At 70.0% G+C, this 11,720-nt stretch carries 10 protein-coding genes; 4 read left to right on the forward strand and 6 right to left on the reverse strand.

Annotation, left to right across the window (positions count from 1 at the left end; genetic code table 11):
* Positions 1-38 precede the first annotated feature (38 nt).
* The 3 genes from AOK15_RS35585 to AOK15_RS35595 form a co-directional block, all read right to left on the reverse strand.
* Complete coding sequence (locus AOK15_RS35585; protein WP_055522515.1) at positions 39-1,145, reverse strand: alanine racemase; 1,107 nt, start codon at positions 1,143-1,145, stop codon at positions 39-41.
* A complete protein-coding gene (locus AOK15_RS35590) occupies positions 1,142-1,642 on the reverse strand; it encodes a RidA family protein (RefSeq protein ID WP_055522517.1) in 501 nt (166 codons plus the stop codon). Before AOK15_RS35590 ends, AOK15_RS35585 begins: the two co-directional genes overlap by 4 nt.
* 526 nt (positions 1,643-2,168) lie before the next feature.
* Positions 2,169-2,855, reverse strand: coding sequence for a GntR family transcriptional regulator (locus AOK15_RS35595; protein ID WP_055522519.1), 687 nt, complete (start codon positions 2,853-2,855; stop codon positions 2,169-2,171).
* 225 nt (positions 2,856-3,080) lie between these two features.
* Between AOK15_RS35595 and AOK15_RS35600 the strand changes: the two genes are divergently transcribed.
* The 3 genes from AOK15_RS35600 to solA all read left to right on the forward strand — a co-directional run bounded on the left by AOK15_RS35600 (position 3,081) and on the right by solA (position 6,477).
* A complete protein-coding gene (locus tag AOK15_RS35600) occupies positions 3,081-3,761 on the forward strand; it encodes a haloacid dehalogenase type II (RefSeq protein ID WP_055522521.1) in 681 nt (226 codons plus the stop codon).
* 101 nt (positions 3,762-3,862) lie between these two features.
* Positions 3,863-5,266 carry an NAD(P)/FAD-dependent oxidoreductase gene (locus AOK15_RS35605; protein ID WP_055522522.1) on the forward strand — a complete coding sequence of 468 codons (1,404 nt, stop codon included), beginning with the start codon at positions 3,863-3,865 and terminating at the stop codon, positions 5,264-5,266.
* A 38-nt stretch (positions 5,267-5,304) separates the two neighbouring features.
* Positions 5,305-6,477, forward strand: coding sequence for an N-methyl-L-tryptophan oxidase (solA, locus tag AOK15_RS35610; RefSeq protein ID WP_055522524.1), 1,173 nt, complete (start codon positions 5,305-5,307; stop codon positions 6,475-6,477).
* Here solA and AOK15_RS35615 read toward each other — a convergent pair.
* Positions 6,437-7,324: an EamA family transporter gene (locus AOK15_RS35615; protein ID WP_079058892.1), complete on the reverse strand. Its 888-nt coding sequence runs from the start codon at positions 7,322-7,324 to the stop codon at positions 6,437-6,439. The genes solA and AOK15_RS35615 overlap by 41 nt on opposite strands.
* A gap of 104 nt (positions 7,325-7,428) precedes the next feature.
* On the opposite strand from AOK15_RS35615, the gene AOK15_RS35620 reads away from it, so the two are divergent.
* Positions 7,429-8,322 (forward strand): LysR family transcriptional regulator, encoded by an 894-nt coding sequence (locus AOK15_RS35620; protein ID WP_055522527.1) that lies wholly within the window; start codon positions 7,429-7,431, stop codon positions 8,320-8,322.
* On the opposite strand, the gene AOK15_RS35625 is transcribed toward AOK15_RS35620, so the two are convergent.
* On the reverse strand, positions 8,307-10,082 hold the full coding sequence (locus AOK15_RS35625) for a hypothetical protein (RefSeq protein ID WP_055522528.1): 1,776 nt from the start codon (positions 10,080-10,082) through the stop codon (positions 8,307-8,309). The genes AOK15_RS35620 and AOK15_RS35625 overlap by 16 nt on opposite strands.
* Before the next feature lie 26 nt (positions 10,083-10,108).
* A partial coding sequence (locus AOK15_RS35630; protein WP_055522530.1) for a flavin-containing monooxygenase occupies positions 10,109-11,720 on the reverse strand: 1,612 nt, incomplete at its 5' end.

The following is an 11,720-nucleotide window of genomic DNA, read 5'->3' on the forward strand; positions in this document are numbered from 1 at the left end:
AGATGTGTATAAGAGAACAGGGTCACGTCCCATGCCGGTCAGTTGAGGAATCCGCGGGCGTCGACGGGCCAGCGCTCCAGCGACGTGCCCGTGCTGTCGGTGACGATGAGTTCCTCGAAGCCGAGAACGACCGGGCAGACATGGTTCGGCACGACCGGTACGACGCTGCCGACGCTGGGGCGGAACTCACCGTCCGGCAGCGGGAGGAACCCGTGGTACTCGTTGACCTTGGACAGGACCGCTTTCGTGCCGGCGATGCCGCCGTAGCCGATCTCGGGGCTGCCTTCCTTGCTGAGGACCTTGTTGCCCACGTCGAGGATGACCTGGCCGGGGACCCAGTCGCTGACCACGGTGCCGGCGACGAACAGCGCGATCTGGTCCTCCGTGCAGGAGCCCAGCCGGGCGTTGTTCAGATCACCGAAGACATACTCGCCGGGACGGATCTCGGTGATCACGCTGCTGGTGGAGAACTCGAGGGTGGGAGTGGAGCCCGCGCTGACCACCTCCGCGGTGACCCCGACGCCTTCGAGGCTGCGTACCGCGGCGGTGAGCGTGGCTTCCTGATCCTGCGCGGCGCGTCGGCGAGCGTCCCGGTCGGCGCCACCGTGACCGGGATAGGTGAAGACGCCCGCAGGCACCAGACCGCGTTTGCGTGCGGCGAGCGCGAGATCACCCACGGCCTCGGGCGGCGCCCCGGAACGACGGGCGCCGCAGTCGACCTCGATCACGACCCGCAGCCGGTCCGGTTCGTCTCCCATCGCGTCGGCGAGAGCCTCGATCGCCGCGACGTTGTCGACGCCGACCCGCAGCCGGGCGGACTCGGCGAGCCGGCGGATCCGGGGCTTCTTCGATCCCGCGGCCCAGATCGGGTAGGCGAGGAAGATGTCGTCGAACCCGGCCGCTGCGAAGACCTCGGCCTCACCGACGTTTCCCGCGGTGATCCCGACCGCGCCCGCCTCGATCTGGCGTCGGCCGATCTCCACGCATTTGTGTGTCTTGACGTGCGGCCTGACCTTGAGGTTGTGCTGGTCGGCGAAGCCCTGGACGCGGTCGATGTTGCCCTGCATGACGTCGACCAGCACGATCGGCGCGGGGGTGTCGATCCGCTCGACCAGAGCGTCGAGTGCTCGTTGCAGCCGGTTCACGCTGCCCTCCTCGGGACGGCGGTGCACACCATCTGGATCTCTACAGGGCTGTTGAGCGGCAGCCCGGCGACACCGATCGCGGTCCGGGCGTGCCGTCCGTTCTCGCCCAGCACCTCGATGAGCAGGTCGCTGGCCGCGTTGGCGACGTTCGACTGCTGTCCGAAGTCCGGCGTGCTGGCGACGAAGACCAGCATCTGCACGATCCGGACCCGGTCCAGATCGCCCACCGCCTGCACAGCGGCGGCGAGAGCGTTGAGCGCGGCATGGCGGGCCAGGGACCGCGCCGTCTCCAGCTCGACGTCCCGGCCGACTATGCCCTGACCCAGCAGCCAGCCGTCCTTGTAGGGCAGTTGGCCCGAGATGTAGATGCTGGAGTCCACCGACCGGTGGTGCACGTAGTACGGGTTGTCGGCGAGTTCGGGAAGGGCGAGGCCCAGGGCCTGAAGCCGAGCGGAGGCCGAACCGGTGCTCGCCGCCGACGTCACGGACTGGCTCATCGCGTCACCGCCGCGGACGGCACGGCGAACAGACCACCACGGTTGGTGACCCGTACCTGTTTCACATAAATCTTGATCATCTGCACTCGGCTCTCTCCTCGAGCAGCAGGGGCGACAAAGCGCCATATCGTGGCTTAAAACCGCCACCTATTGTCGTTTGTCGACCATATGGCTGCCCGCGGAGCACTGTCAATACAGAGTTCAACGCCCGGATGCGGCCTCGGAACATGCGCTGGAGCGCACCTGTCCGCACGGCAAAGAGGGAGAAGAGGGAGGTGAGGCGCCCTCAGGGCGGTGACCGATCGACGGACCGGCAGTTACGGGACGTCGGGGGCCGGCACCGCCGAAGGTCCGCGAATCAGCAGGCCACACCGAGCCGCGCCGAGCCGCGCCGATTGATGGGGCCCGCGCCCGGCCTGCCGAATGGGGTGGCCCAACCGAGCGTACGGCTCAGGGCCGCCCGGGACCGCTCTGCAGCGTCACGACAGCAAGGGCGGTTCGGGCGCTTCACGCAGGGGGCGTGACCTCATACGTGGCGGGGCGCACGTTCCCCGTGATCTCCCGTCCGGGCGCGCAGCGCCATGGGGAAGTGGGCGGCCAGCTCCTGGCGGAACGCGTCGGTGTCGCCTTCCAGGGCGACCGTGGCCAACCTCTCGTGCTCGACGACCAGTTGCTGCGGGTTGTCGCTGTACGTGCGGTGATCGACGCTGAGGTAGAGGCGCAGCTTGGTCTCCCAGCCGTTCCACATGCCCTGAAGGACGCCATGGCCCGAGAGGTCGTAGAAGAGCCGGTGGAAGCGGAGGTGCGCGTCGATGCTGGCCGGGATGTCGTCCTTCTCCATGGCCCGGCGCAGATCCTCGACGGTCTGCAGCAGCTGAGGCCGCTCGGCACCGCGCAGCGCTTCGGCCGAGAGCTCGGCGGCGTACGGTTCGACGTGCAGCCGGACCGAGTCGATCTCGGCGACCTCGCGAGCGCTGACCTCCACGACGAACGCGCCACGGTAAGGGATCTTGACGACGAGCCCTTCTTCCTCCAGCTTGGTCAGCGCCTCACGCAGCGGGGATCGGCTGATCCCCAGGTCCGTGGCGATGTGCGCCTCGCGCAGCTGGCCACCAGGAGGGACGCTGCCATCGAGGATGGCGGCACGCAGCGTGCGGTAGACACCGTCCGGCGTCGTCGTCCGCTGCTCCTGCCACTCGAACTTGTGGTCCACCCCGTCGTCCTCCCCTACTCACGCCACCACCTGGTCGTTTGTCGACTATACCCCCGCCGATTTGACGTCAACACCTCAAGCCGGTCGCCCTGGCGCGGGACCCCTGAGCACAAGTGACACGGGGCCCATTGACAGCCGAGGAACGAATGGTCGACAATCGACCAGCGAAATGGTCGACAATCGACCACGCATCACACTGCTCCACTGAAGCACGAGGAGGACCCCGTGGGATTCGATGCCAAGCCCAAGTTCGTGACGTTCGACATGAACGGAACGCTGATCAAGTTCAGCATCAACGACGCGATGCGTGAGGTTCTGGGCGACCGACTGCCGGCCGAGGTCGCCGACGACTACCTGAGGATCTGCAAGGCGTACCGGATCGACGAGTGCACGGGGGCGTACCAGCCGTTCCACCAGGTCGTCGCCCGCTCCATGGAACGCACCTCGCGCAAGGTCGGAGTCGAGTACCGCGAGGAAGACGCGCGGGCGGTGTACGAGACCATCCCCACCTGGGGCCCGTACCCCGGTGTCACCGAGGCCCTGAACCGCCTGGCCGAAGAGGTCCCGCTGGTCATCATCACCAACAGCGACACCGCGCATGCCAAGCGCCTCTCGGAGAACCTGAAGGCCCCATTCGAGGTCGTCATCAGCGCCGAGGAGATGGGCATCTACAAGCCGCGACTCGGCGCGTTCGACTACATGTTCGACAAGCTCGGCGTGACACCCGACGAGCTCGTGCACGTCTCCGCGAGCCCGATGTACGACCATCGCTCTGCGGCGATCATGGGCATCGAGAACAAGGTGTACATGGACCGCGGCTGGGAGCACGACGAGCACTGGCTCGGCTACGAGCGGATCACCGACATCGCCGACCTCCCCGTCCTCTTCGGCCTCCCGCGTCCCTGACGCCTGAGCCCGAGCGGAGAACTGCCGTCATCCGCACTGTGGCGCGGCGCGGTGAACCGGTCATGAGCAGTACGGCTGTGAACCCAGAAGAAGGACACACCATGAACGCCCTCGCGGCACCACCACGAAACGGAGAGCTCGGCTTCTGGGTGGCCCAACTGGCCGACAGCAGGCCCTCGTTCCCGCGTTTCACCGGCCAGGACTCCGTCGACGTGGCCATCGTCGGCGGCGGCTACACCGGCCTCTGGGCGGCGTACTTCGCCAAGAAGCTCGAACCGTCGCTCTCGGTCGCCGTCTTCGAGGCCGAGCAGGTGGGCTACGGCGCATCGGGACGCAACGGTGGCTGGCTCTCGGCCATGCCCCCGGGAAACCGTGCCGCCTTCGCCCGCGTCGGCGGAGGACTGGCGGCGAGCCGGGCACTGCAGCAGGAATTCGTCGCCGGCGTCGACTCCGTCCTGGACATCCTCCAGGCCGAGGGCATCGACGCGGATCAGCACAAGGGCGGCGCACTCGTCGCCGCCCACACTCGGGCGGGGCTGGGCCGGCTGGTGGCCAGACGTGATGCCGACCTGAAGTACGGGCTGACCGACGACGAAGTCCACCTGCTCGACCGGGACGAGTTCCAGTCCACGATCAACATCTCCACCGTCCACGGCGGGCTCTTCTACAAGCACTGCGCGCGGATCCATCCCGCGAAACTCGTCTACGGCCTCGCCGACACCCTGACCTCCATGGGGGTGAGGATCTACGAGGGCAGCCGAGTGGACAGGGTCGGCGGCAGAACGCTCACGTTGGCCGGCGGACGTGTCACCGCGGCCAGGACGTTCATCTGCACCGAGGGCTATTCGGGACAGCTGTTGGGCAGCCGGACCCTGATCCCGGTCAACTCCTCGATGATCGTGACCAAGCCCCTGCCGGAGGAGGCCTGGCACCAGATCGGCTGGGACGGGCCCCAGTGCCTCAACGACTCCGCACACACCTTCATCTACGCCCAGCGGACGGCGGACGGCCGTATCGCCATGGGGGGCCGTGGTGTCCCCTACCGCTTCGGGTCCGGTACGGGAGGAGCCGGTGCGACCGCCCGGTCCACCATCGACCTGATCTCGCACAAGCTCAGTACCTTCTTCCCGGGCATCCCCTTCGAGGTGGATCACGCCTGGTCGGGAGTCCTGGGCGTCACGCGGGACTGGAACGGCGGCGTGCTCTGGGACCCGGCATCCGGGATCGGATCGTCCACCGGCTACGCGGGACACGGGGTCACGGCAGCCTATGTCGGCGGCAGGACCCTCGCGGAGCTCGCCTTCGAGAGGGAAACCGAACGGACCACCCTCCCCTGGGTCGGCTACCGGGCACGGAAGTGGGAGCCGGAACCCTTTCGCTGGCTGGGTGTTCACGCCATGTACCGGCTCTTCGGTGTCGCCGACCGGTGGGAGGAGCGCAGGAACTCCGGCAAGACCTCACTCCTGGCCAGGTTCGGCAGCAGGCTCGCCGGACTCCACGAGTAGAGACCGGCCTTCACGAACAAGGAAAGGAAACTGCTCTCATGGACGCGCGACTCGCCGTCATCGGCTTGGGCAGCATCGGAAGCATGGCCCTGTGGCAGGCATCCCGGCTGTCCGACTCGGTCGTGGGCTTCGAGGCCGCCACCCCCGCCCACGGCCGCAGTGCCGTGGGCGGGGACACCCGCCTGTTCCGGATGATCTACTTCGGGAAGCCCGACTACTACCCCATCATGGAACGCTCCCGCGATCTCTGGGCCGAGCTCGAGGCGGAAACCGGGCAGGAGATCTTCACTCCCACCGGGGGCCTCACCATTGGGACAGCGAACAGCCGCTTCATCAACAGCCTCCTGGAGACAGCGCGCATCACCGGAGCCGAGCACCGCGTCCTCGACCGGCAGGAGATAGCGGAGCGCTACCCCCAGTACAACCTCCGCCCCGACGACTGCGCGATCTATGACCCCCACGCCGGTTTTCTGCGCACCGACCGCGCCGTCAGCGCCGCCGTCGCGGCGGCCCGGGCGGGCGGCGCCACCGTCCTTCAGAACACCCCTGTCGACAGCATCACCGAAACCGAAGACGGCGTGGTCGTCACCTCGGGCGACAGAACCTGGACGTTCGAGAAGGTCATCGTCGCCTCGGGCGGCTGGTCCCGCAGGCTCATGCCCGACCACCTCAAGGCCGTCACGGAGATCCATCGGCTCGTCCTGACCTGGTTCATCGCCCAGGACGGCACACAGTTCTCACCGGAGAACTTCCCCGTCTTCAGCCGACAGTACGACGATCGCTCCCTGTACGGCGCACCCGCCGTCGACGGTGTGACGGTCAAGGCATCCGTGGACGCACCGATGAAGGGGCGCGCGAGGGCGACCCCCGACCCGGACTCCGTGCCCAGAGAACTCGCCCGGGAGGAAATCGAGAAGGTCACCGAGACCGTCACCGAATTCTTCCCCGGCCTGATCCCCACCATCGCGCGCTCCGACGCCTTCCCCGACCTCTTCACCGAGGACAAACATCCCCTCATCGGCTGGCTGGACGAGAACAGCAGGATCTACTGCGCCACCGGATTCTCCGGGAAGGGCTTCAAGATGGCGACCGGCTACGGCCACATCGCCGCCCACGAGGCGCTCGGCAAGCAGACCTTCGACGGGCTGGACTTCGTGCGTCCGGACCGCTTCAGCGACGGGGAGCAAGGATGCTCAGGGCGTTCGCGGTGACGATCGCGCCGATGGCCGACCATTCGACGACGCCCAGGTGCTGGCCGAGCACGATCCGGCCGACCAGGGCGGCCAGGGCCGGGTTGACGCTCATGAACAGCCCGAACGCCTGGGCGGAGACGCGGCGCAGGGTGAACACGTCCGCGAGGTAGGGGACGGCCGAGGCGAGGATCCCGGCGGCGACGGCGTACCCCACCGCCCCGGCGGTCGGGGGCTGACGAGCCATCACGACCGCGCCGACGGGAAGGAAGATTAGTGCCGAGAGCGCGGCGGCGGCCGCGGTGCCCTGCGCACCGGGGACCCGGCGGCCGACGGTGCGGTTGAGCAGGATGTACGAGGCCCAGCAGACGGCGGCGAGCAGACCGAGGCCCATGCCGAGATGGTCGGCGGACGGCCGGGGACGCATCAGCGTGACCACGCCCGTGCCGGCGACCACCGCGCACACCGCGTCCACACGGCGCCGCGAGGCGGCCAGGGCGACGGCGAGCGGGCCGAGGAACTCCAGGGTGACCGCGAGACCCAGGCCGACCCTGTCGATCGCGGTGTACAGCGACAGGTTCATCGTTCCGAGGACCACCGCGAGCAGCGCCACGGGCCGCCACTGCTCCGCCGTGAACGACCGCAGCCGCGGTCGGCCTACGGCCAGAAGGGCGAGGGCGGCGACGTACTGGCGTATCGCCACGACCCCGACGGGCCCGAGCACCGGGAAGGCCAGCGCCCCGAGCGCGGCGCCCATCTGGTTGGACAGGCCGCTGCCGATCATGGTGGCGATCCCGGCCGGCCGCGCGGCAGCGGGCTCGGGGAGCGGCGTGATCGGGGCTGCGGCGGTGGTGGGAACGGCACTCATGCGCCGATCGTGCGGCGAGGCGGCGGTTGCGCAAAATGCATAGGCTTGGCGATCTATACGCTGGACGCATGGATGACCCCGGACAGATGGATGACCCCGGACGGATGGATGACCGTGGGCGCGCGGCCCCGTCGTCGACGGTTCCCGATGTCGAGCTGCGTCAGCTCCGCTGTCTCGTCGCGATCGTCGACGAGGGCACGTTCACGGATGCCGCGATCGCGCTCGGTGTGTCCCAGGCCGCGGTGTCCCGCACCCTCGCCTCCCTCGAACGGGCCCTCGGGGTGAGGCTGCTGCGGCGCACGTCCCGTGCGGTGACGCCCACGCCGACCGGGTCGCGGGTGGTGTCGCACGCCCGGCGGGTGCTCGGCGAGGTCGACGATCTGGTCCGGGAGGCAACGTCGGGCCAGGTCCGGCTGCGTATGGGGTACGCCTGGTCGGCGCTCGGCCGACACACACTGGACTTCCAGCGGCGCTGGGACGCCACGCACCCGGAGACGGAACTGCGGCTCGTCCGGGTCAACTCCGCGACGGCCGGGCTCGCGGAGGGCGCCTGCGATCTCGCGGTGGTCCGCAGGGCCCTGGACGACCGCCGGTTCGAGTCGGCCATCGTGGGCCTGGAGCGGCGGATGTGCGCGATGGCCGCCGACGATCCGCTGGCCCGCCGCCGCTCGGTCCGCCTCGCCGACCTGGGCGGGCGCACCCTGCTGGTGGACCGCAGGACGGGTACGACCACCGCCGAGCTGTGGCCGCCGGGCTCCCGGCCGGCGACGGAGGAGACCCACGACGTGGACGAGTGGCTCACCGCGATCGCCACCGGCCGCACCGTCGGGGTGACCCCGGAGTCCACGGCGCATCAGTACCGGCGGCCCGGTGTCGTCTACCGGCCGGTGCGCGACGCCGAGCCGATCGCCGTCCGGCTCGCCTGGTGGCGGGACGACCCGCATCCCGCCGCCCAGGCGGCCATCGAGCTGTTGACGGCGCTCTACCGCTCCGGCTGAGACCCCGAGGCCCACACCGGCCTCGCCGAGGTCGGTGTGGGCCTCGGGGTCAGCCGCAGTACGGTGCCCTCCCCGTTGGCCGACAGCAGCAGGCTGCCGTCCGGGGCGGCGGCCAGCCCCGCGAAGCGGCGGGCCATACCGGGCATACCGGCCGCGAACAGGTCCGGCTCGGTAGGGGGGACGACGCCCGGGGGCGGACCCACCGGGAGGTCCTCGGCGTCGACGCGCCGCTCCCCCGTCGTCAGGGAGATCGCGCACAGCCGCCGGTGCTCGGTCTCCACCGCGAACAACTCGTCGCCCAGGACCGCCAGTCCCTGGGGCGCGCCGAGCCCGTCCGCCACGACGACCACGGCGCCGGGCCCGTCGAGGCGGAGCACCGACCCGAGCCGTTCCTCGCTGACGTAGCAGCGGCCCCGCGCGTCGAAGGCCACGTCCGTGGGCCGGTCCAGCCCTTCGGCGAGCACGGTCACCGAACCGGCACCGCCGTCGCCACCACCACCGCCACCGTCACCGTCGTCACCGCTGTCGGTGACGGCGACGACCCGGCCCGCGCCCGTCTCGGCGACCACGAGGGATCCGTCCGGTGCGACGGCTATGCCGATGGGCCGGTCCAGTCCCCGTACCCGCTCCCGTGTGGTGCCGGTGTCCAGGTCGTGGGTCCGTACGTCACCGAACTGCGAGGTGTGGTGCAGCAGTCGGCCCTCGGCGGCGATGCCGTGCGCGAAGGGCAGCAGGAGGTGCGTCCGCACACCGCCGCGCCCGTTCCCACCGGGTTCGGTCTCGCCGGGTCCCGTCCCGCCGGGTTCGCCGACCGGTTCGCCCTCGTCCGTCGCGGCCGGACTCGCCAATCGGTAGTGGTCGGCGACGTACACCGTGCCGCCGAGGTCGACGGTCACCCCGTAGGGACCGTCCAGGCCGCGGGGCACGAGCGCGCGGGTGCGGCCGTCGGGGTGCAGTTCGGTGATGCCGCCACTGGCGAAGCTGGAGACGAACATGCGGTTCTCGGCGTCGAACGCCGCGTTGTCCAGGCCCTTGAGCCCGCTGGTGACGAGGGTGCGGCCGCCGGTGCCGTGCAGGTCGACGCGGGTGACGATGCCCTCCGCGCCGCGCGACAGGACGTGCAGGACACCGCCCCGGTCGAAGCGGACGGCGACCGGTTCGTGGACACCCTCGGCGACCACCTCGGGAGTGCCGCCGTCCGGCGGGACCCGCCAGACCTGACCGGTGATCATGTGCGGGTAGTACAGGTGGCCGTCCGGGCCGAGCTGCATCGCGTTGCCGAGCGCGAGGCCGTCGGTGAGGACCACAGGGTCACGGCCGTCCGGGAACAGCTCCAGCAACCGCCCGTTCACCGTCATCTCGTTGACGAAGAGCCGGTCCCCGACACAGGTGATGCCGTTGGGGTTGCGCACGTCCTCGGAGACGAGGCCGTACTCCCCCGCCGGGCTCCGGCGCCACACCCGCCCCGGAACCAGGTCCGCGATGTACATCGAGCCGTCCGCGCCGAAGGCCAGGTCGTCCGGCGTCTGCACCGGGCCGTCCATGGGGACGACGACCTCGACGTCCCCGGTGGCCGGGTCGACGGCGCTGATCTGCCCGGCGAGGAACTGGGCCACGTACAGCCGCCCGTCGGGGCCGAAGGCGACACCGTTGGAACCCCACAGCGGGCTGGGCGGGTTGAGCCGCCGCGCCCGCCAGCGGTCGCTGGTGGTCCGCGGCCCGCCGGTCCTCCCGTCGTACCGGCTCCGACGTGTGGTCATGCGCCCTCCCCTCTCACTGCTCGGCCTCACTGCTCGGCATCGACGAGGACGTCGTCCATGCCGCCGTCGGCCCGCCAGTTCGCGAGCAGTTCGTGGAAGGCGACCGGGCCGTCCCCGTACGACTCGCTGCGCTCCCGGGGCCTGCCCTCGTTGTTGTAGTAGCCGGGGGTGCACTCGGCCTGGAACGTGTGCAGGTCGGCGGCCTTCTCGCGGATCGTGGCGACCCAGGCGGCCTCGGCCTCGGCGGTCGGCTCGACGTACCGGGCCCGGCGGGCGCGGGCCGCGGCGACGACCTCGCCGACGTGCAGGGACTGCTGGTCGAGGATGTGGACGTAGTTGACGGCGCTGGCGTTCTGCAGGGGACCCAGCTGGAAGAGGTTCGGGAAGCCGTGGCTGTAGAAGCCGTGGAGGGTCCTCGGGCCCGCCTTCATCCAGGTCTCCAGCAGGCCGACGCCGCCCCGGCCGTACGCGGGGAGCCGGCCGGACAGCAGCCCGGAGACGCCCACCTCGAAGCCGGTGGCGAAGATGACGCAGTCGACCTCGTACGCGACGCCGCCCACCACGACGGCCTTCTCGGTGATCCGCTCCACGCCGTGGCTGTCGGCCGTGTCGACGAGCGTGACGTTGGGGCGGTTGAACGTCTGGAGGTAGGTGTCGCTGAAGGTGGGCCGCTTGCACATGTAGCGGTACCAGGGCTTGAGCTTCTCGGCGGTCTCCGGGTCCTCCACGATCGCGTCCACGCGGGCGCGCAGCTCGTTCATCTTCTGGAAGTCGGCGAGTTCGTACGCCTTCTCCCGCTCCTCGGGCGGGACGTCCGCGTAGGCGCTGGTCGGGATGAGCTTCTCCTGGAGGCGGGCGCTGGACGTCCAGGCGTCGTTCACCAGGTCCTCGTCAACGCGGACTCCGGTGACGGTCCTGAGGAAGTTGTCCATGCGCCGCCACTGCCAGCCGGGGGTCAGCGTCCTGGCCCACTCGGGGTCGGTGGGCCCGTTGCCGCGTACGTCGACGGTCGAGGGCGTGCGCTGGAAGACGAAGACGTGGGCCGCGTCCGCCCCGAGGTGCGGGACGATCTGGATGGCGGTCGCGCCGGTGCCGATGACGGCCACGCGCTTGTCGGCGAGCCCGGTCAGGCCGCCGTTCGCGTCGCCGCCCGTGTAGGCGTAGTCCCAGCGGCTGGTGTGGAAGGTGTGGCCCTCGAAGGTCTCGATGCCGGGGATGCCGGGGAGTTTGGGCCGGCTGAGCGTGCCGCTGGAGACCACGACGTACCGGGCGCGCATCCGGTCGCCGCGGTCGGTGGCGACGATCCACTCCGACTCGGTGTCGTCCCAGCGCAGTTCGGTGGCGACGGTCTGGAAGCAGGCGTCGCGGTAGAGGTCGAAATGGCGTCCGATGGCGCGGGTGTGCTGCCGGATCTCCTCGCCGGGTGCGTACTTCCACCGCGGGACGTAGCCGAGTTCCTCCAGCAGCGGCAGGTAGATGTACGACTCGATGTCGCAGTGGATGCCGGGGTAGCGGTTCCAGTACCAGGTGCCGCCGAAGTCGCCGCCCTTCTCGATCACACGGACGGAATCGACGCCGGCCTGCCGCAGCCGGGCCCCGGCGAGGAGTCCGCCGAACCCGCCGCCGATGACGACGGCC

This window comes from Streptomyces ossamyceticus (assembly GCF_001418475.1).
GTDB classification, from domain to species: Bacteria; Actinomycetota; Actinomycetes; order Streptomycetales; family Streptomycetaceae; genus Streptomyces; species Streptomyces ossamyceticus.